Consider the following 18669-nt stretch of genomic DNA (forward strand, 5'->3'; position numbering starts at 1 on the left):
AGGATGGGGTCGTGACCGACCGCCTCATGCTCCTCGACACCGCGAGCCTGTACTTCCGAGCCTTCTACGGCGTTCCCGATTCGGTGAAAGCACCCGACGGCCGGCCGGTCAACGCCGTCCGTGGGCTCCTCGACATGATCGCGAAGCTCGTGTCGACCTATGAACCGACGCACGTGGTCGCCTGCTGGGACGACGACTGGCGACCCCAGTGGCGAGTCGACCTCATCCCGAGCTACAAGACGCACCGCGTCGCCGAGGTCGTGACATCCGGGCCGGACGTCGAGGTCGTCCCCGATCCGCTCGAGGCTCAGATCCCGATCATCCGAGAAGCACTCGACCTGCTCGGCATCCCTGTCGTCGGCGCCTCCGATCACGAGGCCGACGACGTGATCGGCACACTCGCCACGCGCAGCGAGATGCCGGTCGACGTGATCACCGGCGATCGCGACCTCTTTCAACTCGTCGACGACGCCTCGGGCGTGCGGGTGATCTACACCGGACGCGGAATGAGCAACCTCGAAGTCCTCACCGAGGAGGTCATCGCCTCGAAGTACGCCATCCTCCCGGTCCAATACGTCGACTTCGCCGTCATGCGCGGAGACGCGTCCGACGGTCTCCCCGGTGTCGCCGGCGTCGGCGAGAAGACCGCCGCCACGCTCCTGGCCACCCACGGAACGCTCGACAGCATCATCGCGGCGGCAGCGGACGGCGCCGGAATGAGCGCGGGCGTGCAGCGCAAGATCCTCGCCGCCGCCGACTACCTCGCCGTTGCTCCGACGGTCGTCAACGTCGTGCGCGATCTCGACCTCGCCGAACCCGACTCCAGGCTCCGCGCCCCCGACGACGACGCGGTCACCGCGTTCGCAGATGTGTGGGGTCTCGGCTCATCGGCAACGCGTGCCGCGCAGGCCATCGCCTCCCGCACCTGACACTCAGCGGCTGCGCGTCCACTCCATGAGGCGGTCGAGCGGCCACGTGGTCACGATCCGGTCGGCGGGCACGCCGGCCCGCTCCGCCCGCTCAGCCCCGTAATCGAGGAGCGAAAGCTGCCCCGGCGCGTGGGCGTCCGAGTCGATCGAGAACAGGCATCCGATCTCGAGGGCCAGCGCGAGCATCTCATCGGGCGGATCCTCGCGTTCCGGACGCGAGTTGATCTCCACCGCGACGCCGTGCGCCTGACAGGCCTCGAACACCGCGCGGGCATCGAAGGTCGAGGGCGGCCTCGTCCCGCGCGAGCCGCTCACGAGTCGGCCCGTCACGTGACCGAGGACGTCGACCCGCGGATTCGAGGCCGCCGCGACCAGTCGCCTCGTCATCGGGCCCCGCTCCATGCGGAGTTTCGAATGAGCGGATGCCACGACGATGTCGAGCTCGTCGAGAAGACCATCCTCCTGGTCGAGCGAACCGTCGTCGAGGATGTCCACCTCGATGCCGCTGAGAAGCCGGAAGCCGTCCGACGAGAACCCGGGAATCAATGCGATCTGCTCGCGGAGCCGTTCCGACGAAAGGCCCCGCGCGACCCGAAGACGCGGCGAATGATCCGTCAACGCGAGGTAGTCGTGCCCGAGTGCGCGTGCGGCGTCGGCCATCTCCCCGATCGGGGTCGTGCCGTCGGACCACTCGGAGTGCGAGTGCAGGTCGCCGCGCAGCGAGCCCCGAAGGCGTGACTCGACCGGTGGCGCAACCTTCTCGCGCAACTCCGCGAGGTACCGCGGCACGTCACCCGACAGGGCGTCGGTGATGACGGCGAAGGTGGAGTCCCCGATGCCCTTCCGTGCGCGAAGACGCGAGGTGTCTGCGAGCTCGGCCGGCGAGAGCTCGGCGACGGTCCGAGCCGCGACGCGGAAGGCCTTCGCCCGGTAGCGGGACGCGCGATCCCGTTCGAGGAGCTCTGCGATCTCGGTCAGCGCATCGACGGGGTCCATGAGCCCATCAGATCAGAGCGGCCCGTCACACCACCACCCTCGCCTGAGGCGCAGACGCGACGACGGCGCTCAGCCCTGCGACGCGCCGATCCACTGCTCCAGCTTCGCGGCCGCAGCACCCGTGTCGACCGCGGCCGACACCTCCGCCAGAGCGCCGGCGAGACGCTCGACGAACGGGGTCTGCAACTGCGAGGCATCCTGGAACAGCCGGTACGACACCACGCCCGCCGCCGCGTTGAGCAGCACGATGTCGCGCACCGCGCCCTTCTCGCCCTGCAGCACGCGATGGATGACGGCGGCGTTGTGCGCCGCGTCCCCGCCGAGCAGGTCGCTGATCTCCGCTCGGGCGATGCCCAGATCCCGCGGGTCGAGGTCGTGCTCGCGGACATCGCCGCGACTCACCTCCCACACCCTGCTGTGCCCCGTCGTGGTGAGCTCATCCATCCCGTCGTCGCCGCGGAAGACGAGCGCCGTCGCGCCGCGCGTACGGAAGACGCCCGTGATGAGCGGGACTCGGTCGAGCTGAGCCACTCCCACGGCGTTCGCTTCGGCGCGCGCCGGGTTGCAGAGCGGGCCGAGGAAGTTGAAGACCGTGGGGATGCCCAGCTCGGCGCGGGTCGGGCCCGCGTGCCGGAAACCCGGGTGGAACGCCGAGGCGAACGCGAACGTGATCCCGACGTCGCTCAACACGGATGCCACGCGCTCAGGGCTCTGCGACAGATCGATCCCCAGGGCGGCGAGGACGTCCGACGAGCCGGACTTCGAGCTCGACGCGCGGTTGCCGTGTTTGACGACCGGGATCCCTGCGGCGGCGACCACGATGGACGCCGTGGTCGACACGTTGACCGTTCCGAAGCGGTCCCCGCCGGTTCCGACGATGTCGAGCACCTCGGCCGGCACGGGAAGCGGGACAGCCGCCTCGAGGATCGCGTCCCGGAAGCCGACGATCTCGTCGACCGTCTCCCCCTTCGCCCGCAGCGCCACCAGGAAAGCCGCGAGCTGGGAGGGCGTCGCCGACCCCGACATCACCTGACGCATCGCCCAGGTCGATTCCGACACGCTGAGATCATTCCGGTCGAGCACGCTCGTGAGGATCTCGGGCCAGGAGTACATGTGCGCCATGGGTGTCGATCCTACTCAGGAGACTGTCAGGCCACTCGCGGCGGGCCCTGAGGCGGCCCCTACGTCGCGGAAAGATCAAACTACCTTCAGGGATGCGAAACCTCACCCCGAATATCGTTCATAATGGGGAGTGTGACGACCACTCCTGCGACCTACAACCAGGCACTGCGTTCGGTGAAGCGACCCGACCCGGTAGCCGTTGGCACGATCGTCTGGCTGGGCAGCGAGGTGATGTTCTTCGCGGGTCTGTTCGCGATCTACTTCACCATCCGCAACACGTCGCCGGGCCTCTGGGCCGAGCGTACCGAGCTCCTGAACGTCGCGTTCGCCGCGGTCAACACCCTCATCCTGGTGCTCTCGTCGTTCACCGCGCAGGCCGGCGTCTTCGCGGCCGAGCGCTTCCAGCCCTACCGGCGCGGCTCCATCTGGAACTTCCGCCAATGGGGCATGGTCGAGTGGTTCTTCCTGTCGTTCATCATGGGCGCGATCTTCGTCTCCGGTCAGGTGTGGGAGTACGCCACTCTCGTGACCGAGGGGATGCCGATCAGCGCCGACTCGTACGCCTCGGCGTTCTACATCACGACCGGATTCCACGCCCTGCACGTGGCGGGCGGGCTCATCGCCTTCCTGCTGGTCATCGGCCGCGCCTTCGCGGTCAAGAACTTCGGACGGAAAGAGATGACTTCCGCGATCGTCGTGTCGTACTACTGGCACTTCGTCGATGTGGTCTGGCTCGTCCTGTTCGCCGTCATCTACTTCGTCAAGTAACTCAGAGCGGAGCTGTTCCCTCATGGCATCGAAGACCCCGCGTCGGCAAACCGGCCGTCGCAGCAAGTGGGCCGCAGCCGCGCTTATCGGCGTCGGCCTCCTGCTGACCGGTGGCATCTACGCGGGCGCATCCGCGGCGATGGCATCCACTGCACCGTCTGAGACGGAGACGCAGCTCACCGTCGATGACGGCAAGAAGCTCTTCCAGGCGAACTGCGCAACGTGCCACGGCCTCAACATGGAGGGAAGCGCCGATGGCCCTTCGCTCTACGGCGTGGGCGAGCTGTCGGTCGAGTTCCAGATGGCCACCGGCCGTATGCCGCTGCAGGCACAGGGACCGCAGGCGCCTCAGAAGTCGCCTCAGTTCACGCAGGAGCAGATCGAAGCGATCGCCTCCTGGGTGCAGTCCGTCTCCCCCGGCCCGAGCTACCCCGACGAGGAAGTCCTCGACGGCGAAGGCGACCTGACCGAGGGCGCGGAGCTGTTCCGCATCAACTGCGCGATGTGCCACAACGTCGCTGCAGCCGGCGGTGCACTGACCGAGGGCAAATACGCACCCGCCCTGACGGAGACGAGCCCTCTCCACATCTACGCCGCCATGGTCACCGGACCGCAGAACATGCCGGTCTTCAATGACATGACGCTCACGACGGACGAGAAGCGCGACATCATCTCGGCCCTCATGTACCTGCAGGAAAGCGAACCGGTCGGTGGCTTCACCCTCGGATCGCTCGGCCCCGTCTCAGAAGGTCTCTTCATCTGGATCTTCGGCATCGGAACGCTGATCGGCATCACCGTGTGGATCACGGCGAAGTCCAACTGATCACCCCCTGACGTTCAGATTTACAACTCGAGGAGCACCATGTCACACGAGGAAGAGCCGCTCGAGCTCGAGAGGGCCACGCCCTCGTCCGGGCTCGCTGTCGCGGTAGCCGACCCCGTGCAGAACCCGGGCCTGCCGCCCCACCGTGAGCGCATGACCGACAAGGACCCGGCGGCGATGACGCGCGCGGTCCGCACGGTCTACACGCTGTTCTACATCTCGCTGGCTGCCAGCCTGTGGGCGGTCGCCGCCTACATGCTCTTCCCCATCGAGAGCGGCGAGTTCGGCGACATCCGCAGCAACAACCTCTACATCGGCCTCGGCATCGGCTTCGCCCTGCTGGCGCTCGGTATCGGAGCGATCCACTGGTCGAAGGCGATCATGCCCGACCACGAGCACGTCGAGGCTCGTCACGCCACTCGCGGCCAGGAGTCGACCCGCGAGTCTGCTGTCGACGTCTTCCGCCTGGCGAACGAGGAGTCCGGCTTCGGACGCCGCACGGCGATCCGCGGTTCGCTCATCGCCGCTCTCGTCGCGTCGATCATCCCCGGTGTCACGCTGTTCCGCGGTCTCGCTCCGCACGGTTCCACCGAGAACCCCCTCGTGGGCGACCCCGTCGCACTCCTGAAGCACACGATGTGGAAGAAGGGCGAGCGGCTCACCCATGACCCGTCCGGCCTCCCCATCCGTGCTGCCGACGTCGCGCTCGGCTCCGCCGTCCACGTGATCCCGGAGTCCCTCAAGGACCTCGGGCACGACGAGGGCTACCTCGAGGAGAAGGCCAAGGCGATCGTCCTGCTGATGCGCCTGCTGCCGGAGCAGCTGCCCGCCGAGTTCAACCGCCTCGAATGGTCGTACGACGGCATCGTCGCCTACTCCAAGGTCTGCACCCACGTCGGCTGCCCGGTGGCGCTGTACGAGCAGCAGACCCACCACCTCCTCTGCCCCTGCCACCAGTCGCAGTTCGACGTGTCGCGTGGTGCGGAGGTCATCTTCGGCCCCGCTGCACGCCCGCTGCCGCAGCTTCCGATCGAAGTGGATGCAGACGGATATCTCGTCGCCATGAGCGACTTCGAAGAGCCCGTCGGGCCGAGCTTCTGGGAGCGTCATTGAGCACCTCGACTGAGACCGCCCCCGCCCCCGAGGCGAAGGCGGCCGACAAGGCCCTCGGCGGTCGCTTCATCGGCGCCACCGCCAATTACATCGACGAGCGCACGAGCGTCTCGGGCCTGGTGAAGGAGCTCGGCCGGAAGATCTTCCCCGACCACTGGTCCTTCATGCTGGGCGAAATCGCCCTGTGGAGCTTCGTGGTCGTGTTCCTCTCGGGAACCTTCCTCACGTTCTTCTTCGAGGCCTCGATGGCTCCGACGCACTACAACGGCGCTTACCTGCCGATGCGGGGCATCGAGATGTCGGCCGCTCTCGAGTCCACTCTGAACATCTCGTTCGACCTCCGCGGTGGACTTCTGGTGCGCCAGATCCACCACTGGGCGGCCCTGCTGTTCGTCGCGTCGATCGGTGTGCACATGCTGCGCATCTACTTCACGGGCGCCTTCCGCAAGCCGCGCGAGCTCAACTGGGTGGTCGGCTTCATCCTCTTCATCCTCGCCATGGCCGAGGGCTTCACCGGGTATTCGCTTCCCGACGACCTGCTCTCGGGTAACGGCCTCCGCATCATCGACGGCATGATCAAGGGCATCCCCCTGATCGGAACGTGGACCTCGTACCTCCTCTTCGGCGGAGAGTTCCCCGGCACCGCGATCGTCGGGCGTCTGTACACGCTGCACATCCTGCTGATCCCGCTGATCCTCATCGGGCTGCTGGTCGTGCACCTGATGCTGATGATCATCAACAAGCACACGCAGTACGCAGGCCCGGGCCGCACGAACGACAACGTCGTCGGGTACCCGATGGTCCCGATCTACATGTCGAAGATGGGCGGCTTCCTGTTCATCACGTTCGGCGTGATCGTCCTCATCGCCTCGATGTTCACGATCAACCCGATCTGGAACTACGGCCCCTACGACCCCTCCCCGGTGTCCGCGGGAACGCAGCCTGACTGGTACATCGGCTTCGCCGACGGCGCTCTCCGTCTGGCACCGTCGAACCTCGACATCGTCCTGTTCGACCGCACCTGGTCGTTCGGCATCCTGTTCCCCCTCGTGGGACTGGCACTGTTCATCGTCGTCGTCGCGATCTACCCCTTCATCGAGGCGTGGATCACCGGCGACAAGCGCGAGCACCACATCGCTCAGCGTCCCCGTCACGCACCGACGCGCACCGCGATCGGCGTCGCCGGAGTCATCTTCTACGCGGTCCTCTGGGCTGCAGCCTCCTCCGACATCATCGCGACGCACTTCTCGCTGACGATGGAAGGGGTCATCCACACCCTCCAGGCGCTCCTCATCGTGGGGCCGGTGGTCGGATACTTCGTGGCCAAGCGCATGGCTCTCGCTCTCCAGAAGAAGGACCGCGAGATCGCGCTCCACGGCTACGAGTCGGGCCGCATCGTCCGGCTTCCCGGCGGCGAGTTCATCGAGGTGCACCAGCCCGTCGACGCGTACGAGCGTGTGAAGCTGATCGACTTCGAGATCAACGAGCCGCTCGTGGTACGACCGAACAACAAGGGTCGGATCGCGTGGCACCAAAACGCGCGTGCCGCACTGTCGCGCTGGTTCTTCGAGGACCGCCTCTCTCCGGTCACGCAGACTGAGATCGAAGCGGCCGAGGCGCACCAGCACCACACGCTCGACCACATCCAGGAAGAGGAGAACGCGGAGATCCAGGGTGCTCACGAGCGCGCCGGTGTCCCCGATGCCCCGCTTCGCCCCATCGACGACGGCCACAACAGCGAGACCGCCGTGCGCCCGTCGAACATCATCGTCCCCGACGAGACCGACGGTCAGACCGGTAAGCCGAAGGGCTCGCCGACCGACGACTGAGGTCACTGGCAGAAAAGCGGCGAGGGCTGACCGAATGGTCACCCTCGCCGCTTTCGTTCGTCCGTACTGTCGACAGGGTGACCGCCAACGCATCCGTCCTCGCCTACTTCGAAGCCAAACTCCGCTGTGAGACCGACCCGAGCGACGTCTACGCCTCGCGCCAGTCTGGCGAAGACGTCGCCCTCATCGATGTCCGCAGCGCGGAGGCATGGGACCAGGGACACGCTGCCGGCGCCGTTCACCTCCCCTATCGGGAGATCTCCGCACGCGCGTCCGAGATGCTGCCGCTGACGACGCCGCTTGTGGTCTACTGCTGGAGCCCGGGCTGCAACGCCGGCGCGAAGGCCGCCCTCGAGTTCGCTCGACTCGGCTACGACGTCCGCGAGATGATCGGGGGCTACGAATACTGGGTGCGCGAGGGATACCCCACCGAAGGCGCCTCAGGCCCGCTCCCCCGCACGTTCGACCCTTTGGTGATGGTCGTACGGCCCTCGGCGCGCTGACGCGTCCTCAGGCCCTCAGCGCGACGGATCGAAGGGATCGAACGGATCGAACGGATCGAGCATCACGCGGTCGCCCACCCGGCTTCGATCACCTCGGGAAACCGGGATGCCGCTGACCCCGTCAGCAGCGGAACGGCACCGGGCGGAACCGTGTCGGCCGTCACGTCGCACACGACAGCCGTGATGTTGTCTCGGGAGGCGGCGCCGAGCCCGAACTCGACCAGGCGGGCAGCTGCTGCCTGGGGGTCGGACATACCGCGGAGGATCTCCGCCACGGCATCCTCTGGCACGTAGTCCGTCAGGCCGTCGCTACACAGGAGCCACCGATCGCCCACGCGGGCGTCGCGGGTCTCAACACGCACGACGTCGTTCTCGTGCCCGCCCAGCGATGCGGTGATGATGTTGCGGCGCGGATGCGTGGACGCGTCTTCCGGCGGCACCAACCCCCGATCGACGAGCTCTTGAACGAAGGAATCGTCGCGTGTCTGCCGTGACAGGATGCCGTCTCGCAGCAGATACCCGCGGGAGTCGCCCGTGTGGGCCAGCAGAAGGTCGCCGCCCGTCGTGAGCCAGACACCCGTCAACGTCGTTGCCATGCCCGATAGAGCAGGATCACGGCGGACGTGCGCGCCGAGATCCCAGTTCGCCCCGCGAAGGCGCGAGATGAGGACCTCCGCGCTGTCTACGGGGCCCGGGGCGGTGATGAGGCGGTGGATGAGCGATGCGGACGCCAGATCACCGGACGGCCCTCCGCCGACGCCGTCGGCGACCGCTGCTCCCCACGCCGCAGCGAAGGCGGCATCCTGATTGACGTCTCGGTACGCACCGACGTCGGACGCCGCCCCCGCTCTCACGCGCATGGGCAGATCAGCGAGCGAAGTACCCGCGGTAGTACTCGAAGACCCAGCCGACGATCGCGACGACGAAGACGGCGATGCCCACAGGCACCATCCACTCGCCTACCGCGAGGCCGATGAAGGCCAGTGCGGCGGAACCGGCGAGCACGATGGGCCACCACGACCACGGGGAGAACTCACCGATCTCGGGATCACCATCGTCGATGTCGGCGGTGAGCGAGTCCTCGGGCAGCACGCCGCCCTGAGCCTTCTCGACCCGCGACGTGTAGAAGCCGATCATCGCAGCCATGGCGGTCACGAACACGAGGGCGACGGAGCCGACCCACTCAATGCCGTTGAACCATGCCAGGTCGGGGTGGGCGAGGATGCTCCATCCGGTGTAGACGACGGCGACCAGCGCGAAGAACGCAGAGAGCACCCACCAGAGGCTGACATTGACCTTCATTACTTGACCTCACCGTTCGTCAGATCCACGACCGGAGCATCGGGCGCGTCCTTCGCAGGGCCCACGCCCACCGGAATACCGGCTTCGGGGTGGTTCAGGTCGAAGGCGGGCCGCTCGCTGCGGATGCGCGGGATCGACGTGAAGTTGTGGCGCGGCGGCGGGCAGCTGGTCGCCCACTCGAGCGATCCTCCGTAGCCCCACGGGTCGTTGACCGTGACGCGGGGCGCCTTGCGAGCGGTGATCCAGACGTTCAGGAGGAACGGAACCATCGAGGCGGCGAGGACCATGGACCCCACGGTGGAGACCTGGTTCTGCCACGTCCATCCGTCGGCGGCCGAGTAGTCGGCGTAGCGGCGGACCATGCCGTCCGCACCCAGCCAGTGCTGGATGAGGAAGGTCATGTGGAAGCCGATGAACAAGAGCCAGAAGTGCACGAGGCCGAGGCGTTCGTTGAGCATCTTCCCGGTCCACTTCGGCCACCAGAAGTAGAACCCGGCGAACATCGCGAACACGACCGTGCCGAACACCACGTAGTGGAAGTGCGCGACGACGAAGTACGAGTCGTGAACGTGGAAGTCGAGGGGCGGCGACGACAGGATGACGCCGGTCAGACCACCGAAGACGAAGGACACGAGGAAGCCGAGCGAGAACACCATCGGCGTCTCGAAGGTGATCGACCCACGCCACATCGTCCCGATCCAGTTGAAGATCTTCACACCGGTCGGAACCGCGATCAGCATCGTCATCAACGCGAAGAAGGGCAGGAGCACCGCGCCCGTCACGTACATGTGGTGCGCCCACACCGAGACCGAGAGCGCGGCGATCGCGATGGTGGCGTAGACGAGGGTCTTGTATCCGAAGATCGGCTTGCGGCTGAAGACGGGGAAGATCTCCGACACGATCCCGAAGAACGGGAGCGCGATGATGTAGACCTCGGGGTGGCCGAAGAACCAGAACAGGTGCTGCCAGAGGAGCACGCCTCCGTTGGCCGGATCGTAGATGTGCGCACCGAGGATGCGGTCCGCTGCCGCAGCGAGGATCGCCGCCGCGAGCACCGGGAAGGCCATCAGGATCAGGATGCTGGTGACGAGGGTGTTCCAGCTGAAGATGGGCATCCGCCACATCGTCATGCCCGGGGCGCGCATCGTCATGATCGTCGTGATGAAGTTGACGGCGCCGAGGATCGTACCGAAACCGCTCATTCCGAGGCCGAGCATCCACAGGTCGCCACCGGCGCCCGGGGAGAAGCTCTCGCCGGCGAGCGGCTGGTAGGCGAACCATCCGAAGGCCGCTGCACCCTGAGGGGTGAGGAAGCCTGCGACGGCGATCGTCGAACCGAACGTGAAGAGCCAGAAGGCGAACGCGTTCAGACGGGGGAAGGCGACGTCGGGAGCACCGATCTGCAGCGGCAGGAGCGCGTTGGCGAAACCGGCGAACAGCGGAGTCGCGAACATCAGCAGCATGATCGTGCCGTGCATCGTGAACAGCTGGTTGTACTGCTCCTTCGTGGGCAGCACCTGCATGCCGGGCTCGAAGAGCTCCGCACGGATGATCAGCGCCATCACGCCACCGAGCATGAAGAAGAGCACCGAGGCGATGAGGTACATGTACCCGATCGTCTTGTGGTCAGTGGACGTGATCCACTTCACCACGATGTTTCCCTTGTGCTCGACACGGCTGCTGGTGAGCAGCGCAGCCTGCCGCGGGGGCAGGGTCGGCTTCGGGGGTGCGATGGTCGCCATCAGTTCTGCTCTCCCTCAGCGTTGCTCGCCCCATCGGTTCCGGGGGCGTTCTGGAGGCGGTCGTAGACATCGTCGATGTCTCCGGTCTGGCCCGCTGCTTCCAGGGATGCCAGGTACTCCTGGTACTCCGCGTCGGAGACGACACGAACGTTGAAAAGCATCATCGAGTGGTACTGGCCGCAGAGCTCGGCGCACTTGCCGGCGAACTCGCCCTCCTTGGTGGGGGTGAACGACCAGTAGTTGTCGCGTCCCGGGTACATGTCCTTCTTGTAGAGGAAGTCGATGATCCAGAAGGAGTGGATGACGTCACGGGACTCGAGCTTCAGCTTGACTTCCTTGTTCACCGGAAGGACGAGCTCGGGGATCTCGTTCGTGACGTTGCCCTCGGCATCCGTCTGCGCCTGGACGCCCATCGTCCAGACCGACTCGTCGGATGCCTCGCAGCTCGTGCCGTTGTACTGGAAGTCCCAGGCCCACTGCTTGCCGATGGCCGTGATGCAGACGTCGGGGTTCTCGTACTGGTCTTCGAGGATCGCCTGGTCACGCGCAGTGAAGGCGAAGAACCCGAGCACCAGGATGATCGGCGTGATCGTGAAGAACATCTCGATCGGCATGTTGTAGCGCAGCTGCACCGGCAGACCGGACTGTCCACGGCGACGGCGGTAGGCGATCGCGGCGAAACCCATGAGAGCCCACGTGATGACACCGACGGCCAGCACGACGATCCACGAGGTGGTCCACAGACCGGCGATCATCGAGGTGTGATTGGTGGCCTGCCCACCCTCCTCGTCGAAGCCGGGCAGGAAGCCGTTCGCAGTGGTGGGGCTGCACGCCGCCAGAGTGATCGCAGCGGCGATACCCAGCGGCAGGGCGGCCCATCGGAGTCGGCGTTTGACGCGCACGGTGCACCTTTCGGGGACATGAAGGTCAGACTCATGCCAGTCTAGGGCAACCTCTCAAGCGATTCCGGCCAACCGTTCAGGATGGTCCGGCCGAAAGGAGGGGCCTGGGGGGTGGGTCAGTGGAAGCTGTCGCCGCAGGCACAGCTGCCGGCGGCATTGGGGTTGTCGATCGTGAAGCCCTGCTCCGAGATCGTGTCCTTGAAATCGATCTTCGCACCGTCGAGGTACGGCACCGACATGTCGTCGACGATGACCTCGACGCCGTCGAAGTCGACCGTCTGGTCGCCGTCGAGGAAGCGCTCATCGAAGTAGAGCTGGTAGATCAGACCCGAGCATCCGCCGGGCTGGACGGCGACGCGGAGGCGAAGGTCGTCACGGTTCTCCTGCTGGAGAAGGCTCTTGACCTTCTCGGCAGCGGCGTCGCTGAGAGCGACACCGTGAGGGGCGACGGTGGACGGCGTGGCGATGTCGGTCATGACTCTCCCCGAGTGGTCGGGCCGCCAGTGCTTTTTCAGAAGCGGGGGCGGCGTGCTCTTGTGATTCTACGCCGCCTCGAGGTCACAGGACGGTCGCGTCGAGGCTTTCGAGCAGGAGAGCCTCTGATATGAGGGCCGCGCGGAACGTCTCGATGTGGAGCGACTCGTTCGGGCTGTGCGCGCGGGCGTGCGGATCCTCCACTCCGGTCACCAGGATCTGCGCCGCCGGGAACTCGCGGACGAGGTCGGCGATGAAGGGGATGGACCCGCCGATGCCGATATCGACCGGCTCCACGCCGTACCCGGCGCGGAGAGCGTCCTTGGCCTGAGTGACGGCCCAGCCGGAGGTGTCGACCAGGAACGGGTCGCCGAAGTCCACGTCGCGGAAGGTGAGCTGCGCGCCGAAGGGGGCGTGAGCTCGAAGGTGGGACGCGATCGCCTCATACGCGTCGGCGGCGCGCTGGCCCGGAGCGATGCGGGTGCTGAGGACGACGGTCGTCTTCGGCGACAACGTGTTCGAGGCGTTCCGGACGCTCGGCGCGTCGATGCCGGTCACCGTCACCGAGGGCTTGTTCCACATCCGACTCAGGATCGCGTCGCGTCCGATCGGCGAGACACCCTCGGGCAGACCCGCCTCGCTGCGGAGGGTGTCCTCCGAATACGCGGGAGTGGCGGCATCCCGAACGTGAAGACCGGGAACTGCGACCGCGCCGTCCTCGTCCCACAGCGAATCGAGGAGCCGGATGGTCGCGAACATCGAATCGGGCACCGCTCCCCCGAACATGCCGGAGTGCGAGGCGTGCTCGAGGGTCTCGACGTCGAGGGTGAACCGGACGTTGCCCCGGAGGGAGACGGTCAGGGCGGGGGTGACGGAGTCCCAGTTGCCGGAGTCCGCCACCACGATCACGTCGGCGCGGAGCGCGTCGGCGTTCTCGGCGAGGAAGGCGGCGAACGACGCGGACCCCGCCTCCTCCTCGCCCTCGAAGAACAGGTTGACGCCGAGATCGAAATCCTGCCCCAGCGTTTCCTTCAGCGCTCGGAGGGCCCCGATGTGCGCCATGATGCCCGCCTTGTCGTCCGCGGCACCGCGGCCGTAGATCCGGCCGTCGCGAACGGTGGGCTCGAACGGGGGCGACTCCCACAACTCCTCGTCGCCGACCGGCTGCACGTCGTGATGCGCGTAGAGGAGGATCGTCGGCTTACCGTTGCGCGCCGCTCGTGTCGCGAGGACCGCGGGCATGCCCTGCTCTCCCGTTTCGGGGACGACGGCGCTCTTCACCTCGACGCGATCGAAGATCGCGAGGTCGTCCACAAGCGCACGGACGGCGTCAGCGCTCCGCTCTACTTCTGCACGGTCGAAACCGGGAAAGGCGATGGAGGGAATGCGCACGAGCGAGCCGAGATCCGCGAGCGCGGCGGGAACGGCGGCGAGCCCCGCCTCGCGGACCGATTCGGATCGGGAGGTGTCGGAAGTCATGCGGGTAATCTTATGGTGAACGCCTTTCGCCGATCCGAGGACCCTCTCCCGTGGCCAAGACACCGCCCCCTGCCGACACCACCCCCGACGCTCCGATCGGAGCGGGGAAGAACCGCCCGACGCCGTCGCGCGCCGAGCAGGAGGCCGCCCGCAAACGTCCCCTCGTCGCCAACACGAAGGAAGCACGCGCACGCGCCAAGACCGAGCTCGCCGCGCAGCGCGAGAAGGCCCGCATCGGGATGGCGAACGGTGATGAGCGCTATCTCACGCCCCGCGACCGCGGGCCGCAGCGCCGGTTCGCCCGCGATTACACCGACGCCGGCTGGCACTTCGGTGAACTCGTGATGCCGCTTCTCGTGCTGGTCATCCTGGCATCGCTCGTGCCGGCCATCGCCTTCTACGCATACGTCGGGCTGTGGGCCTACATCCTGTTCGTCGTCGCCGACATGGTCATGCTGAGCCGCAAGGTGAAGAAGCTGGCGGCCGTCAAGTGGGGCGACCGGCGCGAGAAGGGTCTCGGCTGGTACGCCGCGATGCGGTCGGTCCAGATGCGCTTCATGCGACTGCCGAAGCCGCAGGTCAAGCGCGGCGCGTATCCGGTCTGAGCCGAGCGACGACGGTCACACCGACGAACGCATGCGCGCGAGGTCGCGGTTGATCTCGCGCGCCCAGAGCGGCCCCCGGAAGACGAACGCGCTGTAGCCCTGGACGAGATCGGCGCCGGCGGCAAGTCGCTCCGACACATCGGCGGCTGTCTCCACTCCCCCGGCTGCGATCACGCAGAACTCGTCGGGAACCGCCGCCCGCACGCGGCGGAGGACCTCCAGGGATCGCGCTTTCAGGGGTGCGCCGGACAGCCCTCCCGCTCCCATCGCGGCGACGGTCTCGGCGTCGGCGATGAGGCCGTCCCGGGAGATCGTCGTATTGGTCGCGACGATGCCGGCCAGCCCGACGTCGACGGCGAGCCGAGCGATGCCGTCGACCTCGTCGTCGGTCAGGTCCGGGGCGATCTTCACAAGGAGCGGAGTCGTTCCCGCCGCATCGCGAACGGCTCGGAGCAGCGGGCGCAGCGTTTCGACGGCCTGCAGTCCCCGGAGCCCCGGGGTGTTGGGCGATGAGACATTGACGACGAGATAGTCGGCGACCGGGGCGACGAGCGCCGTGCTCGCGACGTAGTCGGCGATCGCGTCGGACACATCCACGACGCGGGATTTGCCGATGTTCGCACCCAGGACAGGACGCGGGGACCGACGCCGCATCCGGCGCAACCGTGCGGCGGCCGCAGCCGCGCCCCGGTTGTTGAAACCCATGCGATTGATGAGAGCGCGATCCTCGATGAGGCGGAACAGACGTGGCCGGGGGTTCCCGTCCTGCGGGACGGCCGTCACCGTGCCGACCTCGATGTGACCGAAGCCGAGCGCGAACAGGCCCATGGCGCCGACGGCGTTCTTGTCGAATCCCGCGGCAACCCCGAACGGTGACTCGAAGTCGAGTCCGAGGGCGGAAGTGCGAAGGCTCTCGTCGGGACGGGTCGCTTTTCGCACCAGCGGAGAGACGAACCGCAGTCCGGCTACCCGGACAACGACCATGCCCAGGTGGTGCGCGGTCTCAGGATCGAAGCGGCGCAGGACGAGGGAGAAAAGGAGGCGATACATCGCCCCCTAGCCTAGAGGCGCGCCGGCGCGCCGCCCGATGCCGAGATCGGTGCGCTGGTCAGATGTCGGTGCGCTGGGCCTTCTGCGCCTCATCCGCACGAAGCTGGGCGATAGCCGTATCGAAGTCGTCGAGCGATTCGAACGCCTGGTAGACGCTCGCGAAACGGAGGAACGCGATCTCGTCGAGCGCGCGGAGCGGACCGAGAATCGCCAAGCCGATCTCGTTCGTGTCGATCTGCGAGACCCCGGTCTGACGCACGGCCTCTTCGACGGCCTGGGCCAGGACGGCGAGATCGGCTTCCGTGACGGGCCGGCCCTGGCATGCCTTGCGGACGCCTGACATGACCTTCTCGCGGCTGAACGGCTCGATCACACCGGAGCGCTTGATCACGTTCAGGCTGGCCGTCTCGATGGTCGAGAACCGACCTCCGCACTCCGGACACTGGCGACGACGTCGGATGCTGAGACCGTCATCGCTCGTGCGCGAATCGATGACGCGGGAGTCGGAGTGACGACAGAAGGGGCAATGCATGGCGGGTCCAGTTTACGCGTCGAAACGCGCCGTCACCGCGTCGCCGTGCGCGGGCAGCACCTCGGCGGTCGAGAGGGTGACGATCGCCTCGTGCACCTCCTGGAGGGCATCGCGATCGTAGGTGATGACCTGCTGCGGGCGCAGGAAGGTCGAGGCCGACAGGCCCGATGCGTAGCGGGCCTGACCGCCCGTGGGCAGCACGTGGTTGCTCCCCGCGAGGTAGTCGCCGAGGCTCACGGGCGTCCACTTCCCGACGAAGACGGCGCCGGCGTTGACGTAGTCCTCGGGCCGCGGGTCCTCCAGGTGCAGCTCGAGGTGCTCCGGGGCGTACGCGTTGCTGAACTCGGTGGCCGCTGCCACGTCGTCGACCAGGACGATCGCGGACTGCGGACCGGCCAGGGCTTCGGTGACACGGTCGCGGTGGTGGGTGGATGCCACACGCTCCGCGACCGCCGCGGCAACGGCATCCGCGAGCCGTGCCGACGGCGTGACCAGCACGGCGGCGGCCTGCTCGTCGTGCTCCGCCTGGCTGACGAGGTCTGCGGCGACCAGGACCGGATCGGCGGAGTCGTCGGCGACGATGAGGATCTCGGTGGCGCCCGCCTCGGAGTCGGTGCCGACGACGCCCGCGACGACGCGCTTCGCGAGGGCGACGAAGTTGTTGCCCGGTCCGGAGATGACATCGACGCGCTCGAGCCCGATATCGGCGACGCCATGGGCGTAGGCGCCGATCGCGCCGGCGCCACCCATCGCATACACCTCGGTCACGCCGAGGAGCTTCGCCGCGGCCAGGATGACGGGGTGCACTCTGCCGCCGAACTCGCGCTGCGCGGGCGAGGCCAAGGCGACCTGCGCGACTCCGGCGACCTGGGCCGGCACGACGTTCATCACGACGCTCGAGGGGTAGACGGCCTTGCCGCCCGGGACGTACACGCCCACCCGGCGGACGGGCCGCCAGTGCTGCTCGACGCGCGCACCCGGCGCAATCTCGGTCACGACGCGGGGCGGAACCTGAGCGGCGGATGCGCGACGGACCCGCTCGATCGCCGTCTCCAGAGCAGCCCGGATCGCGGGATCGAGCGAGTCGAGCGCCTCGTCGAGGTGCGCGGAGGGCACCCGGATCTCATGCCCGGACACCCCGTCGAAGCGGGTCGCCTGGTCGCGCAGCGCCTCGGCGCCGCGCGTGACGACGTCTGCCACGATGCCGGCGGCCGCCGCGAGAGCCTCGTCTCGGGCGGCGCCGGCACGCGGAACCTCAGCCAGCAACTCGTCGGGTGTGGTCGCGCGGCCTCGGAGGTCGATGGTGCGGAGCATCCCTCCAGGCTACCGGGGCTCAGCCGCGCGTCACGCCGGAGATGTCGGTCAGATACCCGATCCGGCCGTCCTCGTGGCGGATCACGAAGCTGTCGCCACGATCCTCGATCACGAGGGCCCAGGCCGTCGGACCGACGCGGAACAGCGGGATGCCGTTCTCGTCCACCACATCACGGTCGACCGGGGAGAGCGCCCAGAACGCCTGCATGGCGGGAGCGGAGATGGGAGCGGGCTCGTCGTCGTCGATGGGGTCGCCGGCGGGGGCGGGCTCCGGGTCGACCGAGGGAGCGGCCATGGTGAACCGCGCGTCCGAGAGCGGGCGGGCGACGACGGGACGAGCGCCTCGGGCGACGCGGTGCGCGACGCGCTCGGTGCGGTGCAGGAAGTCCTCGTGGAACGGGGGGATGATCGGCGCGAAGACCGTGAGCGCGAGCGTGGCGAGGAAGAGGAAGACCTCGACCCACACCACCCAGCTGCTCAGCCAGTAGCCCGTGGCGATGCCGCGCGCGATACCGGCCCACAGCCAGCTGAGCCAGAGCACGGCCGCGACGGAGAAGGCCACCGACGCGAACTGGTCGATCCCGAGGGATCCGACACGCCGGATGCCGTCCGGAGAGAAGCGCCGGAGCACGATGAGGAACACGGCGACCGTGGGCGCACCGATGGCGAGCACCCAGTCGATGCCGGTGGTCCACACAGTGGCGCCGCCGGCGATCACTCCGCCGATCGACGAGTCTGCCCACAGCGGGAAGAACGAGAAAAGGAATGCGAGCGCCCAGACGCCCAGGAGCGAGACCTCACGGAGCGAGAAGGGCCCGATGCCGTACTGGTGCGGCACGCCGTCGTCGGAGACGGCCGCATCGGAGGCGCCGGTCGTGTGCGCAGCAGGCGCGATCGGCTCCTCGGCGGCGTGCTCCTCCGTGGCGAAGATGGCGGTGGCCTCGCCCCGCGGCGCATCGCCCCGCGGGGCGTCGTCGGCAGGCGCGTCCGCTGCGACAGTGCCCGCGCCGTCGGCATCCGCGTAGCCCGAGGCGAACGTGTCGCGATCGTACGATTCGGTGGCACCGCCCGACGCAGCCGGATCCGACGTCGCGTCGGGCATCCGCACGACGGTGTCCTCGATGTCACCCCCGAACGCAGGGTCCTGCGGGTCCTGGGGTGTCGTCTTCTCGTCGGTCACGATGCT

The 18669-nt window shown here is 67.6% G+C and carries 19 protein-coding genes; 7 read left to right on the plus strand and 12 right to left on the minus strand.

Features of this window, described 5'->3' with window-relative positions; all coding sequences use genetic code 11:
- Window positions 1-11: 11 nt before the first annotated feature.
- Window positions 12-929 (plus strand): 5'-3' exonuclease H3TH domain-containing protein, encoded by a 918-nt coding sequence (locus ACJJV7_RS05450; protein WP_405372690.1) that lies wholly within the window; start codon window positions 12-14, stop codon window positions 927-929.
- A 3-nt stretch (window positions 930-932) separates the two neighbouring features.
- Here the strand turns inward: ACJJV7_RS05450 and ACJJV7_RS05455 are convergent, their stop codons facing one another.
- Entirely contained in the window at window positions 933-1925 is a 993-nt protein-coding gene (locus ACJJV7_RS05455) for a PHP domain-containing protein (RefSeq protein WP_405372689.1), read from the minus strand.
- 69 nt (window positions 1926-1994) lie between these two features.
- A complete protein-coding gene (gene trpD / locus ACJJV7_RS05460) occupies window positions 1995-3047 on the minus strand; it encodes an anthranilate phosphoribosyltransferase (RefSeq protein WP_405372688.1) in 1053 nt (350 codons plus the stop codon).
- A 123-nt stretch (window positions 3048-3170) separates the two neighbouring features.
- Here trpD and ACJJV7_RS05465 point away from each other — a divergent pair, with 123 nt between their 5' ends.
- The 5 genes from ACJJV7_RS05465 to ACJJV7_RS05485 all read left to right on the plus strand — a co-directional run bounded on the left by ACJJV7_RS05465 (window position 3171) and on the right by ACJJV7_RS05485 (window position 8083).
- On the plus strand, window positions 3171-3815 hold the full coding sequence (locus ACJJV7_RS05465) for a heme-copper oxidase subunit III (RefSeq protein ID WP_405372687.1): 645 nt from the start codon (window positions 3171-3173) through the stop codon (window positions 3813-3815).
- A 22-nt stretch (window positions 3816-3837) separates the two neighbouring features.
- Window positions 3838-4638, plus strand: a complete 801-nt coding sequence (locus tag ACJJV7_RS05470; RefSeq protein ID WP_405372686.1) for a c-type cytochrome — start codon at window positions 3838-3840, stop codon at window positions 4636-4638.
- Window positions 4639-4677: 39 nt separating this feature from the next.
- Window positions 4678-5751 carry a Rieske 2Fe-2S domain-containing protein gene (locus tag ACJJV7_RS05475; RefSeq protein WP_405372685.1) on the plus strand — a complete coding sequence of 358 codons (1074 nt, stop codon included), beginning with the start codon at window positions 4678-4680 and terminating at the stop codon, window positions 5749-5751.
- Entirely contained in the window at window positions 5748-7580 is a 1833-nt protein-coding gene (locus ACJJV7_RS05480) for a cytochrome bc complex cytochrome b subunit (protein ID WP_405372684.1), read from the plus strand. The genes ACJJV7_RS05475 and ACJJV7_RS05480 overlap by 4 nt, the downstream gene beginning before the upstream one ends.
- A 77-nt stretch (window positions 7581-7657) precedes the next feature.
- Complete coding sequence (locus tag ACJJV7_RS05485) at window positions 7658-8083, plus strand: rhodanese-like domain-containing protein (RefSeq protein ID WP_405372683.1); 426 nt, start codon at window positions 7658-7660, stop codon at window positions 8081-8083.
- A gap of 62 nt (window positions 8084-8145) precedes the next feature.
- On the opposite strand, the gene ACJJV7_RS05490 is transcribed toward ACJJV7_RS05485, so the two are convergent.
- From ACJJV7_RS05490 to ACJJV7_RS05515, 6 genes are all read right to left on the minus strand, one after another.
- Window positions 8146-8943, minus strand: a complete 798-nt coding sequence (locus tag ACJJV7_RS05490; RefSeq protein WP_405372682.1) for a PP2C family protein-serine/threonine phosphatase — start codon at window positions 8941-8943, stop codon at window positions 8146-8148.
- A 7-nt stretch (window positions 8944-8950) separates the two neighbouring features.
- The gene (locus ACJJV7_RS05495) at window positions 8951-9385 is read right to left on the minus strand and encodes a cytochrome c oxidase subunit 4 (protein WP_405372681.1); all 435 of its coding nucleotides are present in this window, start codon (window positions 9383-9385) and stop codon (window positions 8951-8953) included.
- Complete coding sequence (gene ctaD, locus ACJJV7_RS05500; RefSeq protein ID WP_405467825.1) at window positions 9385-11127, minus strand: cytochrome c oxidase subunit I; 1743 nt, start codon at window positions 11125-11127, stop codon at window positions 9385-9387. Before ctaD ends, ACJJV7_RS05495 begins: the two co-directional genes overlap by 1 nt.
- Window positions 11127-12029 (minus strand): cytochrome c oxidase subunit II, encoded by a 903-nt coding sequence (gene coxB, locus ACJJV7_RS05505; RefSeq protein ID WP_405372679.1) that lies wholly within the window; start codon window positions 12027-12029, stop codon window positions 11127-11129. The genes ctaD and coxB overlap by 1 nt, the downstream gene beginning before the upstream one ends.
- A 116-nt stretch (window positions 12030-12145) precedes the next feature.
- Window positions 12146-12505, minus strand: a complete 360-nt coding sequence (erpA, locus tag ACJJV7_RS05510; protein ID WP_405372678.1) for an iron-sulfur cluster insertion protein ErpA — start codon at window positions 12503-12505, stop codon at window positions 12146-12148.
- 82 nt (window positions 12506-12587) lie between these two features.
- Window positions 12588-13982: a dipeptidase gene (locus tag ACJJV7_RS05515; protein WP_405372677.1), complete on the minus strand. Its 1395-nt coding sequence runs from the start codon at window positions 13980-13982 to the stop codon at window positions 12588-12590.
- Window positions 13983-14032: 50 nt separating this feature from the next.
- On the opposite strand from ACJJV7_RS05515, the gene ACJJV7_RS05520 reads away from it, so the two are divergent.
- Window positions 14033-14587 (plus strand): DUF3043 domain-containing protein, encoded by a 555-nt coding sequence (locus ACJJV7_RS05520; RefSeq protein WP_405372676.1) that lies wholly within the window; start codon window positions 14033-14035, stop codon window positions 14585-14587.
- Between the two features lie 15 nt (window positions 14588-14602).
- Here the strand turns inward: ACJJV7_RS05520 and ACJJV7_RS05525 are convergent, their stop codons facing one another.
- Genes ACJJV7_RS05525 through ACJJV7_RS05540 form a run of 4 tightly spaced genes read right to left on the minus strand, consistent with a single transcriptional unit; the run spans window position 14603 to window position 18663 of the window.
- Entirely contained in the window at window positions 14603-15637 is a 1035-nt protein-coding gene (locus tag ACJJV7_RS05525; protein ID WP_405372675.1) for a quinone-dependent dihydroorotate dehydrogenase, read from the minus strand.
- Window positions 15638-15695: 58 nt separating this feature from the next.
- The gene (gene nrdR, locus ACJJV7_RS05530; RefSeq protein ID WP_405372674.1) at window positions 15696-16169 is read right to left on the minus strand and encodes a transcriptional regulator NrdR; all 474 of its coding nucleotides are present in this window, start codon (window positions 16167-16169) and stop codon (window positions 15696-15698) included.
- Window positions 16170-16181: 12 nt separating this feature from the next.
- A complete protein-coding gene (hisD, locus tag ACJJV7_RS05535; RefSeq protein ID WP_405372673.1) occupies window positions 16182-17483 on the minus strand; it encodes a histidinol dehydrogenase in 1302 nt (433 codons plus the stop codon).
- A 19-nt stretch (window positions 17484-17502) separates the two neighbouring features.
- Window positions 17503-18663 carry a hypothetical protein gene (locus ACJJV7_RS05540; protein ID WP_405372672.1) on the minus strand — a complete coding sequence of 387 codons (1161 nt, stop codon included), beginning with the start codon at window positions 18661-18663 and terminating at the stop codon, window positions 17503-17505.
- Between the last annotated feature and the right edge of the window lie 6 nt (window positions 18664-18669).

Source organism: Microbacterium sp. Ld4, from assembly GCF_045066555.1.
Taxonomy (GTDB): domain Bacteria; phylum Actinomycetota; class Actinomycetes; order Actinomycetales; family Microbacteriaceae; genus Microbacterium.

Coding starts and splice junctions, on each gene's coding strand:
- ACJJV7_RS05455 (WP_405372689.1), bottom strand. CDS start 1,925: ATGGACCCCGTCGATGCGCTGACCGAGATCGCAGAGCTCCTCGAACGG.
- trpD (WP_405372688.1), bottom strand. CDS start 3,047: ATGGCGCACATGTACTCCTGGCCCGAGATCCTCACGAGCGTGCTCGAC.
- ACJJV7_RS05465 (WP_405372687.1), top strand. CDS start 3,171: ATGGGGAGTGTGACGACCACTCCTGCGACCTACAACCAGGCACTGCGT.
- ACJJV7_RS05470 (WP_405372686.1), top strand. CDS start 3,838: ATGGCATCGAAGACCCCGCGTCGGCAAACCGGCCGTCGCAGCAAGTGG.
- ACJJV7_RS05475 (WP_405372685.1), top strand. CDS start 4,678: ATGTCACACGAGGAAGAGCCGCTCGAGCTCGAGAGGGCCACGCCCTCG.
- ACJJV7_RS05490 (WP_405372682.1), bottom strand. CDS start 8,943: ATGCGCGTGAGAGCGGGGGCGGCGTCCGACGTCGGTGCGTACCGAGAC.
- ACJJV7_RS05495 (WP_405372681.1), bottom strand. CDS start 9,385: ATGAAGGTCAATGTCAGCCTCTGGTGGGTGCTCTCTGCGTTCTTCGCG.
- ctaD (WP_405467825.1), bottom strand. CDS start 11,127: ATGGCGACCATCGCACCCCCGAAGCCGACCCTGCCCCCGCGGCAGGCT.
- erpA (WP_405372678.1), bottom strand. CDS start 12,505: ATGACCGACATCGCCACGCCGTCCACCGTCGCCCCTCACGGTGTCGCT.
- ACJJV7_RS05515 (WP_405372677.1), bottom strand. CDS start 13,982: ATGACTTCCGACACCTCCCGATCCGAATCGGTCCGCGAGGCGGGGCTC.
- ACJJV7_RS05525 (WP_405372675.1), bottom strand. CDS start 15,637: ATGTATCGCCTCCTTTTCTCCCTCGTCCTGCGCCGCTTCGATCCTGAG.
- nrdR (WP_405372674.1), bottom strand. CDS start 16,169: ATGCATTGCCCCTTCTGTCGTCACTCCGACTCCCGCGTCATCGATTCG.
- hisD (WP_405372673.1), bottom strand. CDS start 17,483: ATGCTCCGCACCATCGACCTCCGAGGCCGCGCGACCACACCCGACGAG.